The following is a 17,913-nucleotide window of genomic DNA, read 5'->3' on the forward strand; positions in this document are numbered from 1 at the left end:
GGGTGATGACAGCTGCTCAGCGCTTTTCGAATACCGCGATGCTTTCCACGTGCGCGGTGTGCGGGAACATGTCCATGGCACCGGCGCTGACCAGGGTAAAGCCCTGTTCGTTGACCAGATAGCCGGCATCGCGCGCCAGCGAGCCCGGGTGGCAGCTGACGTAGACGATGCGCTTGAACTGCTTCAGCGGCAGCTGCTGCAGCACTTCGATCGCGCCCGAGCGCGGCGGATCCAGCAGCAGCTTGTCGAAGCCCTGGCGCATCCACGCCGTGCTGCGCTGGTCCTGGGTCAGGTCGGCGCTGAAGAACTGCGCGTTGGCCAGGCCGTTGCGCTCCGCGTTCTCACGTGCACGCGCGACGAGGCCGGCATCGCCTTCCACACCCACCACTTCACGCACACGGCGGGCCAGCGGCAGGGTGAAGTTGCCCAGGCCGCAGAACAGGTCCAGCACGCGCTCGTCCTTACCCGGCTGCAGCAGGTCCAGGGCGTGGGCGATCATCTTCTCGTTGAGCTTGGCGTTGACCTGGATGAAATCCAACGGGCGGAACGCCAGCTCGACATCCCACGGCGCCAGCCGGAACGACAGCGCCACGCCCTGCCCGTCCAGCGGCTGCACGGTGTCCACGCCGCCGGACTGCAGGTAGATCACGAACCCATGCTGCTGGCCGAAGGCAGCCCAGGCCGCGCGGTCCGCATCGCTGAGCGGTTGCAGGTGGCGCACGGTCAGCACCACCGCCTGGTCACCGGCGATGAACTCGATCTGCGGGATGTCGCGCTTGCCATCGAGCGTTTCAATGAAGGTGGACAGCGCCTCGACCTTGGTGCCGATTTCCGGAATCACCGTCAGGCATTGGCTGAGGTCGGCGACGAAACGCGGATCCTGTTCACGGAAGCCGACCAGGGTCTTGTCCTTCTTCTCGACCCGGCGCACCGAGAAGCGGCCCTTGCGGCGGTAACCCCAGCTCTCGCCGACCAGCGGCGGCAGCACGGTGCCCGGCTTCACATGGCCGATCCGCTCCAGGTTGTCCATCAGCACGCGCTGCTTGGCGACGATCTGCTGGGCCTCGTCCAGGTGCTGCAGTACGCAGCCGGCACAGGTGCCGAAATGGGGGCACTTGGGGGTCACCCGCTGCGGCGAGGCCTGCAGCACCTCCAGCGTGCGCGCCTCGTCGAAATGGCGGCTGCGGGCTGTCTGTTCGGCCATCACCACCTCACCGGGCAGGGCGCCGCTGACGAAGGTAACCTTGCCGCCCTCGCCTTCACGGCGGGCGACACCGCGACCATCATGGCTGAGGTCGAGGATCTCGGTCTGGAACGGGGTACGGTCGGTGCGGGAGCGGGATCGGGCCACGTGGCAACAGGCTGCGGGCAAAAATGGGGGCGTATTGTCGCAGATCCTGACCGATGGGGCCCGGACCCGCTTGCGCCCGTGGCCGCCGTGCTTGATGATTGGGACAGCTGACATGGAGGCAGCCCTGATGCAGATGACCCCGCGGGCCGCACGGCCCCGCTTCCTGCTTGTCGAGGACGACATCATCAGCCGCGGTTTTTTCAAGGCGGCGTTGGAAACGTTACCGGCGGATGTGGATACCGCAGATTCGCTGGCCAGTGCCCTGGCCAGTGCCGAGCCCGGCTCGCATGACCTGTGGCTGATCGACGTCAACCTGCCGGACGGCAATGGCGCGCAGCTGTTGCGTGAGTTGCGCCGTTCACATCCCGACACGCCGGCACTGGCACATACCGCCGACGGCGATGCCTCCATTCACGCCCGCCTGCGCGAAGCTGGTTTCAGCGACACCCTGGTCAAGCCACTGGGCCGCGACCAGCTGCTGAAGGCCGTGCGCCGAGCGCTGGTCAACAGCCCGGCGGGGATCTTCGTGGCACAGGCCCCGGCCGCGGTCGAACTGGCCGTACAGGACTGGGACGAGACCGCAGCCCTGGCAGCGCTCAATGGCCAGCGCAACCACCTGATCGCACTGCGCGAACTGTTCCTGGCCGAGTTGCCGGGCGTGCGCGACGCGGTCGAGCAGGCGGTCGACCAGCACGACGAGCGCCAGCTGCGCAGCCAGCTGCACCGGTTGCAGGCCAGTTGTGGCTTCGTCGGCGCGGCACGGCTGGGGCGCGCGGTGCGGCAACTGCATCACGCGCCCGAGTCCGGGCAGGCCCAGGCGGGGTTCCGCGACGCGGTGGCGGCCCTGCTGCATTGAGGGTTGCTCGGCAGGGCTGCGCCCTGCACCCGCAGAGGCTTCAAGCCAAGGCAACAGCAAAAGCTGGCATTCCGTGGGCTGGCGGGGCGGTGTCGGAGTGCGGGGACGCCGCAAGTACGTCCCTGTAGGCTTGGCAGCCGCATCCATGCGGCTGACACCCCGCCCTCCGATACCGCCCCACCTCTGACAGTTTTCCGCGATCGGGTAGATCCACGCCATGCGTGGATGAATCTCTGTCAGATATCGAAATCAATCTGGGTTCGGATCCGTTTTCCTGTGGAAAACGGATCCGACCCCATGCCATTCCGACAGCTCGCAAGAATCTGTCGAAGGCGGGGTGGGTCCGGTTGAGGGGGCGTGAGCCGCATGGATGCGGCGACCGAGCTTACATGGGTGAGGGGGCTTTGCTTGCGAAGCACTGCTTCGCAAGCGCCCGAACGCACAGCCGCCAGCGGCTGGGCCGGGCCCCGGCGGGGTACTTGCAGCGCCCCCCTCAACCGGACCCACCCCGCCTCCCCACGGATAGCCAGCTTCTGCCGTTGACGTTGACTCTGCAGGTGCAGGGCTGCAAGCCCTGCCGAACACCCCCTACCTGCGGGGCGCGAGCTGCTCGAGCATTTCCCAGGACTTCAGGCCGCGTGGCCCCAGGTGATGGGCCAGCACCCGCCGCATCGGCAGGCGCAGGCTGGCCAGATCGGCGGCATCCGGCTCTTCGTCAGCCGCCAGCGCCAACAGCGCCGACCCGGTGGCGGCTGCCCGGCGCTCCCCGCCGCGCTCGCTCAGCAGGCGCTGCGCACCCTCCTGCGGGTCCAGTTCGTAGCGTGCCGCCGGGTCGATCGGCTGGCCATCGCTGGCGCTGTCCAGCTCGAAACCCAGGCCCAGTGCAGACAGCAGCTCGCGTTCGAAACGGCGCAGGGTCCAGGCCAGGCCAGCGCCCACCGCCAGCCGCGCACGCGCCTCGCCGTAGGCGAGGTACAGCTCCGGCAGCGGGTCCTGGCGCGGGGCCAGGCGCAGGGTCAGCTCGCTCAGGTAGAAACCGGCGAGCATCGCCTGCCCGACCAGGCGTGGCGCGGCATCCAGCGCCTCGGCGCCACGCAGCTGGGCCAGTTCCCCCCGCTGCTGGGCACTGAAGCGGATCCACTGCAACGGCTGCAGGGCGGCGCGCAGCACCTGGCCCTTGGCAGTGGACACGCCACGCGCAAGCAGGCCGATACGGCCATGCTGCGCGCTCAACACTTCGACCAGCAGGCTGGTCTCGCGGTAGGCCCGTGCGTGCAGCACGAAGCCGGTGTCGTCCTCGATCATCATCGAAGCGACTACAACGCCTTACTCGTAACCGAAGGCCTTCAGCGCGGCCTCGTCGTCGGACCAGCCTTCACGCACGCGCACCCAGGTTTCCAGGAACACCTTGGCCCCGAACAGACGCTCCATCTGCAGGCGGGACTTGGCGCCGATCTCCTTCAGGCGAGCGCCGCCCTTGCCGATCACGATGGCCTTCTGGCCTTCACGCTCGACCCAGATCACCGCACCGATGCGCAGCAGGTTGCCGTCCTCGGTGAAGCGCTCGATCTCGACAGTGGTGGCGTACGGCAGTTCCTCGCCGAGCTGGCGCATCAGCTGCTCGCGCACCAGTTCACCGGCCAGGAAACGCTGGCTGCGGTCGGTGATCTCGTCCTCGCCGAACATTGGCGGGGCTTCCGGCAGCAGCTTCAGCACGTCGCGCACCAGCGCTTCCAGGCCGTTGCGCTTCTGCGCGGAGATCGGATGCACGGCGGCGAAGTCGCGACCCTCGGTCACCTGCTGCAGGAACGGCAGCAACGCGCCCTTTTCCTTCAGGCGATCGATCTTGTTGACCACCAGCACCACCGGGATGCCGGCGTCGCGCAGCACGTTGAACGCCAGGCTGTCCTCTTCATCCCAGCGACCGGCTTCGATCACCAGCAGGCCGGCATCGACGCCTTCCAGCGAGCCACGCGCGGCGCGATTCATCACCCGGTTCATCGCACGCTTCTGCACCTTGTGCAGGCCGGGGGTGTCGACCAGCACCAGCTGGCCTTCCGGATAGGTGGCGATGCCCAGCAGGCGATGGCGCGTGGTCTGCGGACGGTTGGAGACGATGCTGACCTTGGCGCCGACCAGGGCATTGGTCAGGGTCGACTTGCCCACGTTCGGGCGGCCGATGACGGCCACGCTGCCGCAATGATGGGGAGTTTGTTCGCTCACTTGGAATCCAGTTGTTCTAGGACGGCCGCAGCCGCCTGTTGTTCGGCAAGCCGCCGCGAGGCGCCTTCGCCCTCGGTGCTGGCGGCCGGGTCGGCTACGTTGCAGCGTACCCGGAAGTGCTTGGCGTGGTCGTCACCGGATTCTGACACCAGTTCATACTGCGGCAACGGCTTCTGTCGGGCCTGCAGCCATTCCTGCAGGCGGGTCTTGGGGTCCTTCTCGGGTCGGCCGGAGGCCGGCAGTGCCTCGATCGAAGCGCTGAACCAGGGCAGTACCACCGCCCGGCAGGCCTCGAAACCGGCGTCCAGGTAGATCGCAGCCACCACGGCTTCCACCGCGTCGGCCAGGATCGAATCACGACGGTGGCCACCGGACTTCATTTCGCCCGGGCCCAGGATCAGCCGCTCGCCCAGCTCCAGGCTACGTCCAATCACCGCCAGCGCGCCCTCACGCACCAGTTCGGCGCGGGCACGGGTCATCGCGCCCTCGTCAGCCTTGGGCCAGCGTCGGTACAACGCCTCGGCCGCCATCATGTTGACGATGCTGTCGCCCAGGAACTCCAGGCGCTCGTTGTGTGGCGCACCGGCGCTACGATGCGTCAGCGCCTGCTTGAGCAGCGCCGGGTCGCGGAAGGGATGACCGATCAGGTCACCACGTTGGAAAGGTTTATTCGGCACCGCTTCGGGTCAGGTCCTGGGATGAATCGAATTTGCCAACCACGTCCAGGTTGCCGACCAGCGGACGGCGCACTTCGTAGTTGACCTTGAGAGTCCAGCCGTTGTCGCGACGGTCGAACTTCACGTTGGCCGGCTTCACGTTTTCCGAGTAATTGATGTACAGGCGCTTGAAGAACAGATCCTGGATCCGGGCCGGCTCCATGCTGCCCACACCCGGCTCCTTGGCCAGGCTCTTCATCGCCGAGCGCACCGCGTAATACTCCTGGTACATCGGGAACAGCTTCATGCCGATGTAAAGGAAGAAACCCACCACGATCAGGACCGCCAGGAACGAGGTCAGGGTCATGCCACGCTGCGTGTTCATCGTCTTCATTGCGTTCTCCCCAGATACGCGTTGGATGTGAAGGTACTCAGTTGATGCTCGAGCCGATCCGCGACGGCTCGAAGCCATCCTTGCAGAACCAGCCCTGGCAGTTCAGCCAGATCAGGAAGGCCTTGCCGCGCAGGTTTTCTTCCGGCAGCAGGCCCCAGAAGCGGCCATCGTCGCTGTTGTCACGATTGTCGCCCATCACCAGATACTTGCCGGCCGGTACGGTCCACTGGCCCTGGCCACGCGGATAGTCGGTCTCCAGCACGGTATGGGTACGGCCCGGCAGGTGCTCGACCAGCAGGTTGGCGCCCTCGCCCTGGCCCTTGTGGCCGGCATAGATGCCCTTGTTGTCGTACTTCAGCGGTTCGCCATTGAGGATCACGCCGTCGCCTTCGAAGACCACGGTGTCACCCGGCACGCCGATCACGCGCTTGATGAAGTTCTCGCCCTTGGCCGGGTCGTTGTCGCTGTGGCCGGGAAAGTGGAACACCACCACGTCGCCGCGCGACGGCTCGCCGAAGGGGACGATCTTGGTGTTGCTGATCGGCAGGCGCAGGCCGTAGGAAAACTTGTTGACCAGGATGAAATCGCCGATCAGCAGGTTCGGCATCATCGAGCTGGACGGGATCTTGTACGGCTCGGCGATGAAACTGCGCACGATCAGCACGATCGCCAGCACCGGGAAGAATGCACGCGAGTAGTCCACCAGCACCGGCTCGGTGTCGAGCAGGCCCGCGCGCTGGGCGCGGCGCTTGGCGAGGTACAGCTTGTCGGCGAGCAGGATCAGGCCCGAGGCCAGGGTCAGCACGACCAGGAGGATCTCAAACAGTTTCATTCAGGGTCCTTTGCAACGTCACCAGACGACCGGCCCCGCGAGGCCGGTGCGGGCTTACTTGTTGTCCATCTGCAGCACGGCCAGGAACGCTTCCTGCGGGATCTCCACGCGGCCGACCTGCTTCATGCGCTTCTTGCCTTCCTTCTGCTTTTCCAGAAGCTTCTTCTTGCGCGAGACGTCGCCACCATAGCACTTGGCCAGCACGTTCTTGCGCATCGCCTTGACCGTGGTGCGGGCGATGATCTGCGAGCCGACGGCGGCCTGGATGGCCACGTCGAACATCTGCCGGGGGATCAGGTCCTTCATCTTCTCGCACAGCTCGCGGCCACGGCGGTCGGCGTGGCTGCGGTGCACGATCAGCGACAGTGCGTCGACCTTGTCACCGTTGATCAGCACGTCGACGCGCACGAACGGGCCGGCGTCGAAGCGCACGAAGTGGTAGTCCAGCGAGGCATAGCCACGGCTGACCGACTTGAGCTTGTCGAAGAAGTCCAGCACCACCTCGGCCATCGGCAGCTCGTAGCTGATCTGCACCTGGCTGCCCAGGTAGTTGATGCCGATCTGGCTGCCGCGCTTTTCTTCGCACAGCTTGATGATGTTGCCGATGTATTCCTCGGGAGTGAGCACATTGGCGCGGATGATCGGCTCGCGGATCTCCTCGACCTGGTTCACCGGCGGCAGCTTGGCCGGGTTGTCCATGTTGATGACCGAGCCGTCGGTCTTCAGGACCTCATACACCACCGTCGGCGCGGTGCTGATCAGGTCCAGGTTGTATTCGCGTTCCAGGCGCTCCTGCACGATCTCCATGTGCAGCATGCCCAGGAAGCCACAGCGGAAGCCGAAGCCCATCGCTTCGGAGCTTTCCGGCTCGAAACGCAGCGCGGCATCGTTCAGGCGCAGCTTGTCCAGCGCTTCGCGCAGGTCCGGGTAGTCCTCGGCATCGACCGGGAACAGGCCGGCGAACACGCGCGGCTGCATTTCCTGGAAGCCCGGCAGCGGCTTCGGCGCCGGATCGCCGGCCAGGGTGAGGGTGTCGCCGACCGGCGCACCATGCACGTCCTTGATGCTGGCGGTGACCCAGCCCACTTCACCGGCACGCAGCGCCGGCAGCACCTTGCGCTTGGGAGTGAACACGCCGACGTTGTCGACCTGGTGGTTGCGGCCGGTCGACATCACCTGCAGCTTGTCACCGGCCTTGATCTCGCCCTGCATCACGCGCACCAGCGAGACCACGCCCAGGTAGTTGTCGAACCACGAGTCGATGATCAGCGCCTGCAGCTTGTCGGTGTCGCGCGGCACCGGCGGCGGGATGCGATGGACGATCGCCTCCAGCACGTCCTGCACGTTGAGGCCGGTCTTGGCACTGACCGGCACGGCGTCGGAAGCGTCGATGCCGATCACGGCCTCGATCTCGGCCTTGGCGCGCTCGATGTCGGCGGTGGGCAGGTCGATCTTGTTGATCACCGGCACCACTTCCAGGCCCTGCTCCACTGCGGTATAGCAGTTCGCCACCGACTGCGCTTCCACGCCCTGCGCCGCATCGACCACCAGCAGCGCGCCCTCGCAGGCGGCCAGCGAGCGGCTGACTTCATAGGAGAAGTCGACGTGGCCGGGGGTGTCGATGAAGTTCAGGTGATAGGTCTGCCCGTCCTTGGCCAGGTACGGCAGTGACACCGATTGCGCCTTGATCGTGATGCCACGCTCGCGCTCGATGGGATTGGAGTCGAGCACCTGCGCTTCCATCTCGCGGGCCTGCAGGCCACCACAGAGCTGGATGATGCGGTCGGCCAGCGTGGACTTGCCGTGGTCGACATGGGCGATGATGGAGAAGTTGCGGATGTTCCGCATCGAATCAGAAGACATAGGTGGCGGCGGCGCGCGGCGTCGTCAGGGTAACGGTCGATTATCGCATGCCCGGCGCCCGGCCGCGAAAACTGCCTCATCGGACCGGGGCCAGAACGGCCGAAGCCCCGCCGGGGCGGGGCTTCGGGGGCCGCGCCGGCGCCGCCGAAGCGGCCCCGGCAGGAGCCTTACTGGCCGGCCTTCACCGCCACGAAGGCGCTGTTGCCGTTGGCCGTGCGGACCAGCAGCATCACCACGTCGTCCTTCTTGAAGCTGGACAACGCCCGGTTCAGGGCATCCACGCTGCCGACCGCAGTGCGGCCGACCTGCAGGATCACCATGCCCGGCGACAGGCCGGCATCGCGTGCCGCCTGGCCCTTGACCCCGGTGATGCGCACGCCTTCATTGCCGTTGAGCCCCAACTGCTTGCGCTGGGCCGCGTTCAGGTCGCTGACATCCAGCCCCAGCAGGGCGTTGGCACCGGTCTGCGGAGCCGCCTCGCCACCGCCAGCCGACGGCCCGCGGGCATTGGCCTGCCCGTCCTCGCTCAGTGCGGTCAGCGTGGCACTGAGCTCATGCGGCTTGCCGTCGCGGTAAACCACCAGGTTCACCTTGCTGCCCGGCGCCATCGCACCGATCAGCGGCGGCAGGTCGGACCAGCTGTTGACCGCGCTGCCGTTGACCGAGCGGATGACATCGCCCACCTGCACGCCGGCCTTGGCGGCCGCACTGCCGGCCACGATCTGGTTGACCAGCGCGCCGCGGCTGTCTGGCAGGCCCAGTCCCTGCGCCTTCAACGAATCGATCGGTTCGACCACCGCGCCGAGCTGGCCGCGGGTGACCTTGCCGCTCTTCTTGATCTGCTCGACCGCGCTCATCGCCAGGTCGATCGGGATCGCGAAGCTGATGCCCATGTAGCCACCGGAGGCCGAGAAGATCTGCGAGTTGATGCCGACCACTTCGCCGCGGGTGTTCAGCAGCGGCCCACCGGAATTGCCCTGGTTGATCGCCACGTCGGTCTGGATGAATGGCACGTAGCGCTGGTCCGGCCCCCCCGTACTGCGACCGACGGCGCTGACCACGCCGGCGGTAACGGAATGGTCGAGGCCGAACGGCGAGCCGATCGCGACAACCCATTGGCCCGGCTTCAGGGTGTTGGAATCGCCCACGCGCACGGTGGGCAGGTTCTTGCCATCGATCTTGAGCAGGGCCACGTCGTACTGCTGGTCGCTGCCCACCACCTTGGCAGTGAACTCGCGGCTGTCGCCCAGCTTGACCTTCACCTCGCTGGCGTCGGCCACCACGTGGTAGTTGGTCAGCACATAGCCATCGGGCGAGATGATGAAGCCCGATCCCATGCCACGCCCCTTGATGCTGGGACCGCCATCCTGCCCACCCGGCCCCTGCCCCGGCATCGGGAAGTCAGGGCCGAAGAAGCGGCGGAAGAACTCCGGCATGTCATCGTCGCCCATCGGGCCGCGCGAGGCCTGGCGGTTGTTGCGGACGATGGTGGTGTCGACGTTGACCACGCCCGGGCCGACCTGTTCGACCAGGTTGGTGAAGTCAGGCAAGCCACTGACCAGCGGTTGTGCAGGCGCCCGCGGCGCCGCGGCCGGCGCAGGCTGGGCCGGGGCGGCAGGCGCCGGCGCCTGCGCGCAGGCCACCAGGGGAAGGGTCAGGGCCAGCAGGCCAATGGCCTGCGTGCGAAGTCGGGGAGTCATCGGACGGCAACCTCCGGGTCGGATGGAAAGAGGAATACGGGCCCCGCCGACGGCGGGGCGTGAAGGCGCCCGGCTCAGTCGCGCGGGCGCGGCGGCACCGGCAGGTCGTCCTGCAGGCGCGGCTCGAACGGGTAGAACGCGGCACCGCCGGCGCGGGCCGGGAAACTGGCATTGAGCGCACCACCCGCGGTCGGCGCCAGGCTGGAGCGCGGCCACGGCCGGGCCTGCAGCCCGCCGACCTCACCGAATGGCAGGTTGTGGTTGGCGTTGGCCGGTACGGTCGGAGCCAGCGGTGCCTGCAGGGCGGCGATGGCGCGCTGCGGAGCGTCATCGCGCTGGGCGGCACGCGCGGCCTGCTGGCTGCGGGTTGCACTGGCGCGGCGGGCGTCCTGGCGACGGCTGGTGGCAGCCATCGCCACAGCCGGCGCCGCCGCCACGGCCATCGCGGCGGTATCCACCGATGCTTCGGTCACCGGGGCCGGCGCGGTTGGCGCCGGCGGCAGTTCCGCCTGGCTGGCGATCACCTGCGGCGCCAGCGGTTCACCCGGCGTGGCCTCCTTCAGTTTCTCGCCGCCGATGAACAGCGCGACGGCGGCCACCGACGCGGCCAGGGCGGCGCCGCCGCCCCAGGCCCGCCAGCCACTGCGACGTACCTGGCGACGCGGCTCGGCCTGTGGCGCCGGCTCGGCCGCGATGGCGGCAGCCACGGCGGCACTGAACCCGGCCGGAGCCAGTGCCGACGCCTGCCCGCGCATCACGTCGCCCAGCAGCTGCCAGCGCTCCTGGCAACCGGCCAGCTCGGGGTCGTGCTCCATCCGGCGCAGCAGGAAACGCGCTTCATCGGCGCCCAGCTCGCCATCGACCAGGGCCGACAGCTGCTCGCGATGGCGCTGGTCCAGGCGCTGCCCGGCGGGCGATTGATGGTTCTGCGATTCGTTGAACGGGTTACTGGTCATACGCGGCTCTTCTCACGGGTGGCGCTGCCGATGTCCAGCAGCGGCCGGAGTTCGGTGTCGATCGCCTCGCGCGCCCGGAAGATCCGTGAACGCACCGTGCCGATCGGGCACCCCATCTTCTGCGCGATATCCTCGTAGCTCAGGCCTTCCACCTCGCGCAGGGTGATCGCTGACCGGAGTTCTTCCGGCAGCGCGTTGACGGCCTTCATCACCGTCTGTTCCAGCTCCTGGCGCATCAACTCGCGTTCGGGCGTGTCGGTGTCACGCAGGCGCGTACCACTGTCGAACTGTTCGGCATCGCCGATGTCGATGTCATCGGTCGGCGGCCGTCGATTGTGTGAAGCCAGGTAGTTTTTGGCGGTATTCACGGCGATTCGATGCAACCAGGTTGAGAACTGGGCATCGCCACGGAAACTCCCGATCGCGCGGTAGGCACGGATGAAAGTGTCCTGGGCGACGTCCTGACATTCGCTCCAGTCGGCGATGTAGCGACCGACCAGGGCCACCACCCGATGCTGGTACTTGCGCACCAGGACATCGAAGGCGGCACTCTCGCCGTGCTGCACGCGCCGGACCAGTTCCAGATCCAGCTCCTGTGGTGTATCAACCTCGGCCATGAGGGGCCGCACTCCTGTCAGCCCAACCGACGTCGGGCAATGAGACTGCCAATCCCGGGAAAAGTTCAGTCGCCGATCACCTGGCGCCGCACCAGCTTTTAACCACCGTTCCGTTAGCGTCCCGGTCCACGGCCATGGATCCGGGGGCGCCACTCCCCTGCTATTGGGATTTGACGCGGGGGAAACAACCTCTGGATCATAGCCGCTTCTCCATACACAACCGGATGGAACGTCCATGCTCTCAGGCTTCGATGGTCTCCGCTTCAGCCACTGGCACCCCGAGATCCGCGACGACGGCGTGGTGGTTCTCTCCCTGGATCGTCAGGACAGCAGCGTCAACGCGATGTCGCAGGACGTGCTGCTGGAGCTGGGCGACCTGCTTGAGCGCATCGCGCTGGACCCACCCAAAGGCGTGGTGGTCCAGTCACTGAAGAAGGCCGGCTTCATTGCCGGTGCCGACCTGAAGGAGTTCCAGGAATTCGACCGTCGTGGCACTGTCAACGACGCGATCCGTCGTGGCCAGGCGACCTATCAGAAGCTGGCCGAGCTGCCCTGCCCCACCGTTGCGGCGATCCACGGCCACTGCCTGGGCGGCGGCACCGAACTGGCGCTGGCCTGCCGCTACCGCGTGGCGTCCAATGACAGCAGCACCCGCATCGGCCTGCCGGAAACCCAGCTGGGCATCTTCCCGGGCTGGGGCGGCAGCGCCCGCCTGCCGCAGTTGGTGGGCGCGCCGGCGGCGATGGACATGATGCTGACCGGCCGCACCCTGTCGGCCTCGGCCGCGCGTGGCATCGGCCTGGTCGACAAGGTGGTGGCGCCAGCGGTGGTGCTCGACACCGCCGTCGCGCTGGCGCTGTCCGGCACCACCCGCCCGTTCAAGCAGCGCGCGACGGCGTGGGCCACCAACACCTGGCTGGCGCGCAGGCTTCTGGCGCCGCAGATGGTCAAGCAGGTCGCACGCAAGGCGAAGAAGGACCAGTACCCGGCGCCGTACGCGCTGATCAGCACCTGGCAACGCAGTGGCGGCAAGCCGATCCAGGCCCGCCTGGACGCCGAGCGGCGCGCCGTGGTGAAGCTGGCCAGTACACCGACCGCGCGCAACCTGATCCGTATCTTCTTCCTCACCGAGCGACTGAAGGGCCTGGGCAGTGGTGATTCCGGCATCCGTCACGTGCACGTGGTCGGCGCCGGCGTGATGGGCGGCGACATCGCCGCGTGGGCCGCTTACAAGGGCTTCGAGGTGACCCTGCAGGACCGCGAGCAGCGCTTCATCGACCCGGCCATGGAACGCGCGCAGGCGCTGTTTGCCAAGAAGGTGCGCGACGAAAGCAAGCGCCCCGCCGTGGCCGCACGCCTGCGTGCCGACCTGGAAGGCAATGGGGTTGCCGAAGCGGATCTGGTGATCGAGGCGATCATCGAGAACCCGGAAGCCAAGCGTGCGCTGTACCAGACGCTGGAACCGAAGATGAAGCAGGACGCCCTGCTGACCACCAATACCTCGTCGATTCCACTGGTGGAACTGCGCGATCACATCCAGCGCCCGGCGCAGTTCGCCGGCCTGCACTACTTCAACCCGGTAGCACAGATGCCGCTGGTGGAAATCATCCACCACGATGGCATGGCGCCGGAGACCGAGCGCCGCCTGGCCGCGTTCTGCAAGGCGCTGGGCAAGTTCCCGGTGCCGGTGGCCGGCAGCCCGGGCTTCCTGGTCAACCGCGTGTTGTTCCCGTACATGCTGGAAGCCGCCACCGCCTACGCCGAAGGCATCCCGGGCCCGGTGATCGACAAGGCCGCCGTGAAGTTCGGCATGCCGATGGGCCCGATCGAACTGATCGATACCGTCGGCCTGGACGTGGCCGCCGGTGTCGGCCGCGAACTGGCGCCGTTCCTGGGCCTGCAGATTCCGGCCGCGCTGCAGACGGTGGAACCGGACAAGCGTGGCAAGAAGGATGGCCAGGGCATCTACACCTGGGAAAACGGCAAGCCGAAGAAGCCGGACGTGGCCAGCGACTACCAGGCCCCGGCCGACCTGGAAGACCGCCTGATCCTGCCGCTGTTGAACGAGGCAGTGGCGTGCCTGCACGAAGGCGTGGTGGCCGATGCGGACCTGCTGGATGCCGGCGTGATCTTCGGCACCGGTTTCGCTCCGTTCCGCGGCGGTCCGATCCAGCACATCCGTGCGGTCGGTGCCGATGTGATCGTCGAGCGGTTGAAGGCGCTGCAGCAGCGCCACGGCGACCGTTTCGCCCCGCGCCCGGGCTGGGACAACCCCGTCCTGCGCGAACCGGTGGTCTGAGTTCATCGGCCGGGCCTGCGGCCCGGCACCCGCAGAGGCAACCGCCGAAGCAAAAGCCAAAGCCAGAGCCGGAGCAACAGCCGGCTCTGGCTTTTCTGTTTGTTGGGCGGGACGGTGTGGGCAGGCAGGACACGCCGTAAACCCCGCTCCGCGGTCCGGCCCAGCCGCTGGCGGCTGTGCGTTCGGGCGCTTGCAAAGCAGTGCTTCGCAAGCAAAGCGCCCTCACCCATGGGGGCTCGATGGCGCCATCTATGGCGCCAACGGTCCTGCAAGCCCACACCGCCCCACCCAGACAGTTTCCCGGTGACGGTTGGTGAACTGCGATGGCTGGTAGGTGTCGACCTTGGTCGAAACGCTTGAACCACGCGTGGACGCGAGCGAAGCGACCGGCGTTTGATCTTGATTTTCTTTTTTTCTTCTCCGTGGCTGGACGCACACGGAAACTGTCAGGGGCCGGGCGGGGTGGGTTCGCGGGGGTGTCCGCGGCATGGATGCCGCGGCCAAGCCTCCACGGACGGATTCACGGCGTCCCCCGCGAACCCACCCCGCCCGGCCAAGCACGGCTTGTGCTTGTGCCGTCAGCGACCAAGCAACCAGCCACGAGGGGCTGCGCCGTTGGCTGGAACACCCTGTTACCCATACGAGGCATGTCCCCGTCACAGCCGCATGCGATGCTGATCGCCTGATCCCTGCCAGCGAGAACGCCCGCATGACCACCATCATCGCTCCGCGCGTGCACGACATCGGCGGCCTCGAAGTCCGTCGCGCCGTCCCCACCCTGCAGGCCCGCAGCATCGGTTCGTTCGTGTTCGTCGACCAGATGGGCCCGGCACTGATGCACCCCGGCACCGCCATCGACGTGCGCCCGCATCCGCATATCGGCCTGGCCACGGTCACCTACCTGTGGTCGGGCGCGATCGGCCACCGCGACACACTTGGATCGGACCAGGTGATCCGTCCCGGCGACGTCAACTGGATGACCGCTGGTCGCGGCATTGCCCATTCCGAGCGGACACCGCAACCGGACCGCGACCATGACAACCCGATCCACGGCATGCAGACCTGGGTCGCGCTGCCGAAATCGCACGAGGAAATCGAGCCGGCGTTCTATCACCATGCTGCGGCCACCCTGCCCGAGCAGCGCCGCAACGGCGCCTGGCTGCGGGTGATCGCTGGCCGCGCCTATGGCGAGGAATCGCCGGTGAAAGTGTTCGCCGATACGCTCAATGTGGCGATCGATCTGGACGCGGACGCGGAAATCGACATCGACGACGGCCACCGCGAGCGCGCGCTGTACATCCTTGAGGGCGACGCGCAGTTGGATGGCGTGGACATCCCCGCACAGCACCTGGTCATCCCCGAAGCCGGCGCACGCGGCCGCCTGCGCGCAAAGACACCGGTAAAGGCGATGCTGTTCGGTGGCGAGCCGCTGGATGGCCCGCGCCACCTGTGGTGGAACTTCGTGTCCAGCTCGAAGGAGCGTATCGAGCAGGCTAAGCACGATTGGGAGGCCGGTCGCTTCGGCACCATCCCCGGCGACGACAAGGAGTTCATCCCGCTGCCGCAGTACTGAGCATCGCGTGTTGCACACAGCCGAGGGTGTATTCCTGCACCCGGCGTTGACGCTACAGTCACCCGCTGATCATTGAAATGTGACATAAATCACACTTTCGACCGTCAAAGGAGTGCAACACATGAGCATGGGTAAACGCTTGTCCGCCGAATTCCTCGGCACGTTCTGGCTGGTTCTGGGTGGCTGTGGTAGTGCGGTGCTGGCCGCCAAGTTCGGTGGTGACGGCAATCCGCTGGGTATCGGTTTCCTCGGCGTGGCGCTCGCCTTCGGCCTGACCGTGGTGACCGGCGCCTATGCGTTCGGCCATATCTCCGGTGCGCACTTCAATCCGGCGGTCAGCGTCGGCCTGTGGGCGGGTGGTCGCTTCCCGACCAGGGACCTGGTGCCGTACATCATCGCCCAGGTCGCCGGCGGCCTGCTGGCCGGCTTCATCCTGCTGCAGATCGCCTCCGGCGCCAGTGGCTTCGCCATCGACGGCAGCCAGGCCGGAGCGTTCGCCAGCAATGGCTATGGCGCGCTGTCGCCCGGTGGTTACAGCGTGGCGGCCGCCTTCCTGTGCGAAGTGGTACTGACGGCGGTGTTCCTGATCGTGATCATGGGTTCCACCCACGGCAAGGCACCGGCCGGATTCGCCCCGCTGGCGATCGGCCTGTCGCTGACCCTGATCCACCTGATCAGCATCCCGGTCACCAACACGTCGGTGAACCCGGCCCGCTCCACGGCCGTGGCCTTCTTCGCCGGCAGCGGTGCGGTCAGCCAGTTGTGGCTGTTCTGGGTCGCCCCGCTGCTGGGTGGCGCGATCGGTGGCCTGATCTACAAGTGGATCGGCAACGACCGCTGATCCCCGCAGCAACCATTGCGGCCGACCCTCGGCCGCAATGGTTGCGCTTGCAACCGCGAATTGTGCGATTGCTCACGTTCCGTTAAGGTTGAGTTGACCGTCCGTGCACATGCCGGATGGGGGGCGTCCGGGGATGGGATGCCATGGTCGCCGGCTCTGCTGGCGAAGCCAACCAATTCATCACCTTGGGGGATGCATGAAGTTCGTGCCTGTCATGTTGTCGAGCCTGCTTTTCGCTGCGGCCCACGCCGCCGCGCAGGCGCCGTCCGAATGTCCTTCGCTACCGGCCAGCAGCGGTCTGCAGTGGCAGCAGCAGGTGCAGGCCGATTTCCTGGTCTGCCGCGCCAGCACCCCTGATGGCCGGGAAGTGCTGAGCCTGATGCTCAGCGCGCGTGACCCGTCCATTCCGCTGAACCGCTCGCTGCGGCAGGAAAAAGGCAGCTTCGGCGGTGAATCGCTGTACTGGTACCAGCCCGACCTGGGCGGCCAGCAACCGCCGGGGTATGCCGAACGGCGCATCAGCGTGGTCAAGCTCGACAAGGGGCGTTACGCGCAGATTTCGCTGTATCCGGACAGCGCGCAGGAGCTGGGGTCACTGCAACAGCTGGCGCAGGGCATGAGCCTGACCCCGTCGGCCGTGGCCGCCGGGCGCTGAGGATGACGGGGATGACTGCCTGGCAGCATCCCCGCAGCGCGACCCGATCCAACGGTAGTGCCGGCCGCTGGCCGGCACCCCGATCCGCCTCCAGGCGAGGCAGTTTCCGGCCAGCGGCCGGTACTACGTCAGAACTTGCCTTCCTGGAAATCGACGAAGGCCTGCATCAGTTCCTGCCGCGTGTTCATCACGAACGGCCCGTGGCGCATCACCGGTTCGCGCAGCGGACGGCCGGCCACCAGGATCAGGCGCGCGCCTTCATTGCCGGCCGAGATGTGCAACTGCTCGCCACCGCCCAGCACCGCCAGTTCCTGGCGAGCGACGTCGCGCGCGGCGTCCTGCTCACCCACAGTCACGCCACCTTCGAACACGTACGCAAAGGCGTTGTGCCCTTCCGGCAGCGCGTAGGTCCAGGCACGGTCGGGCGCCAACGTGATGTCGAGGTAGAGCGGGTCGGTGGCCGGTTGCACGATCGGGCCGCGGGTGCCATCGACCGTGCCAGCGATCACCTTCACCTCCACGCCCGCTTCCGGGTGCACCACGGGAATCCGCTCAGGCGCGAACTCCTGGTACTTCGGCTCGGTCATCTTCTCCTTTGCCGGCAGGTTCACCCACAGCTGGAAGCCACGCATCTGCCCGCTTTCCTGCTCGGGCATCTCCGAGTGCACCAGGCCGCGGCCAGCGGTCATCCACTGCACGCTGCCCGGGGTCAGCAGGCCTTCGTTGCCATGGTTGTCGCGATGCCGCATGCGCCCGTCGAGCATGTAGGTGACGGTCTCGAATCCGCGGTGCGGATGCTCCGGGAAACCGGCGATGTAGTCCTCGGCGCGGTCGGTGCCGAATTCATCAAGCAGCAGGAACGGATCGAGGTCGGGCAGCGTCGGGCCACCGATGACGCGGGTCAGGCGCACGCCGGCACCGTCGGAGGTGGGCATGCCACGGATGGTCCGCAGCACGCGGACCGGTTCGGGAAAGCTCATGGCGACTCCTGTTGGATGGATGCCACTGAAGATGGACGCCGCACGGCCACACGCCAATGGACGGCGCCGCAACCGATTGTTCCATCCCTGATGTTCGCTGCACGTCAGCACAACAAG

At 67.0% G+C, this 17,913-nt stretch carries 16 protein-coding genes; 5 read left to right on the forward strand and 11 right to left on the reverse strand.

What is annotated here, in order from left to right; genetic code table 11:
* Window positions 1-16: 16 nt before the first annotated feature.
* Window positions 17-1,351 carry a 23S rRNA (uracil(1939)-C(5))-methyltransferase RlmD gene (rlmD, locus tag AB839_RS13865; protein WP_061479810.1) on the reverse strand — a complete coding sequence of 445 codons (1,335 nt, stop codon included), beginning with the start codon at window positions 1,349-1,351 and terminating at the stop codon, window positions 17-19.
* 127 nt (window positions 1,352-1,478) lie between these two features.
* Between rlmD and AB839_RS13870 the strand changes: the two genes are divergently transcribed.
* On the forward strand, window positions 1,479-2,207 hold the full coding sequence (locus AB839_RS13870) for a response regulator (RefSeq protein ID WP_005418228.1): 729 nt from the start codon (window positions 1,479-1,481) through the stop codon (window positions 2,205-2,207).
* Between the two features lie 588 nt (window positions 2,208-2,795).
* Here AB839_RS13870 and recO read toward each other — a convergent pair.
* From recO to rpoE, 9 genes are all read right to left on the reverse strand, one after another.
* Complete coding sequence (recO, locus tag AB839_RS13875; protein WP_049447075.1) at window positions 2,796-3,515, reverse strand: DNA repair protein RecO; 720 nt, start codon at window positions 3,513-3,515, stop codon at window positions 2,796-2,798.
* An 18-nt stretch (window positions 3,516-3,533) separates the two neighbouring features.
* Window positions 3,534-4,430, reverse strand: a complete 897-nt coding sequence (era, locus tag AB839_RS13880) for a GTPase Era (RefSeq protein ID WP_005410599.1) — start codon at window positions 4,428-4,430, stop codon at window positions 3,534-3,536.
* A complete protein-coding gene (gene rnc, locus AB839_RS13885; RefSeq protein ID WP_061479811.1) occupies window positions 4,427-5,107 on the reverse strand; it encodes a ribonuclease III in 681 nt (226 codons plus the stop codon). Before rnc ends, era begins: the two co-directional genes overlap by 4 nt.
* Window positions 5,097-5,480: a DUF4845 domain-containing protein gene (locus tag AB839_RS13890; protein WP_014038086.1), complete on the reverse strand. Its 384-nt coding sequence runs from the start codon at window positions 5,478-5,480 to the stop codon at window positions 5,097-5,099. The genes rnc and AB839_RS13890 overlap by 11 nt, the downstream gene beginning before the upstream one ends.
* A gap of 37 nt (window positions 5,481-5,517) precedes the next feature.
* On the reverse strand, window positions 5,518-6,312 hold the full coding sequence (gene lepB, locus AB839_RS13895) for a signal peptidase I (RefSeq protein ID WP_005418234.1): 795 nt from the start codon (window positions 6,310-6,312) through the stop codon (window positions 5,518-5,520).
* A 54-nt stretch (window positions 6,313-6,366) separates the two neighbouring features.
* Window positions 6,367-8,160, reverse strand: coding sequence for a translation elongation factor 4 (lepA, locus tag AB839_RS13900; protein ID WP_005418237.1), 1,794 nt, complete (start codon window positions 8,158-8,160; stop codon window positions 6,367-6,369).
* Between the two features lie 182 nt (window positions 8,161-8,342).
* Window positions 8,343-9,875, reverse strand: coding sequence for a DegQ family serine endoprotease (locus AB839_RS13905; protein ID WP_061479812.1), 1,533 nt, complete (start codon window positions 9,873-9,875; stop codon window positions 8,343-8,345).
* Window positions 9,876-9,949: 74 nt separating this feature from the next.
* A complete protein-coding gene (locus tag AB839_RS13910) occupies window positions 9,950-10,831 on the reverse strand; it encodes a sigma-E factor negative regulatory protein (protein WP_061479813.1) in 882 nt (293 codons plus the stop codon).
* Window positions 10,828-11,448, reverse strand: coding sequence for an RNA polymerase sigma factor RpoE (rpoE, locus tag AB839_RS13915; RefSeq protein ID WP_005418256.1), 621 nt, complete (start codon window positions 11,446-11,448; stop codon window positions 10,828-10,830). Before rpoE ends, AB839_RS13910 begins: the two co-directional genes overlap by 4 nt.
* A gap of 235 nt (window positions 11,449-11,683) precedes the next feature.
* Here rpoE and AB839_RS13920 point away from each other — a divergent pair, with 235 nt between their 5' ends.
* The 4 genes from AB839_RS13920 to AB839_RS13935 all read left to right on the forward strand — a co-directional run bounded on the left by AB839_RS13920 (window position 11,684) and on the right by AB839_RS13935 (window position 16,816).
* Window positions 11,684-13,747 carry a 3-hydroxyacyl-CoA dehydrogenase NAD-binding domain-containing protein gene (locus AB839_RS13920; protein WP_061479814.1) on the forward strand — a complete coding sequence of 688 codons (2,064 nt, stop codon included), beginning with the start codon at window positions 11,684-11,686 and terminating at the stop codon, window positions 13,745-13,747.
* Window positions 13,748-14,456: 709 nt separating this feature from the next.
* A complete protein-coding gene (locus AB839_RS13925) occupies window positions 14,457-15,320 on the forward strand; it encodes a pirin family protein (protein ID WP_061479815.1) in 864 nt (287 codons plus the stop codon).
* Window positions 15,321-15,441: 121 nt separating this feature from the next.
* Window positions 15,442-16,161, forward strand: coding sequence for an aquaporin Z (gene aqpZ / locus AB839_RS13930; RefSeq protein ID WP_057493448.1), 720 nt, complete (start codon window positions 15,442-15,444; stop codon window positions 16,159-16,161).
* 196 nt (window positions 16,162-16,357) lie between these two features.
* Window positions 16,358-16,816, forward strand: coding sequence for a hypothetical protein (locus tag AB839_RS13935; protein ID WP_032954397.1), 459 nt, complete (start codon window positions 16,358-16,360; stop codon window positions 16,814-16,816).
* A 128-nt stretch (window positions 16,817-16,944) separates the two neighbouring features.
* Here the strand turns inward: AB839_RS13935 and AB839_RS13940 are convergent, their stop codons facing one another.
* Window positions 16,945-17,796 carry a pirin family protein gene (locus AB839_RS13940; protein ID WP_053499689.1) on the reverse strand — a complete coding sequence of 284 codons (852 nt, stop codon included), beginning with the start codon at window positions 17,794-17,796 and terminating at the stop codon, window positions 16,945-16,947.
* Window positions 17,797-17,913 lie beyond the last annotated feature (117 nt).

This window comes from Stenotrophomonas sp. DDT-1, from assembly GCF_001580555.1.
Taxonomy (GTDB): domain Bacteria; phylum Pseudomonadota; class Gammaproteobacteria; order Xanthomonadales; family Xanthomonadaceae; genus Stenotrophomonas; species Stenotrophomonas sepilia.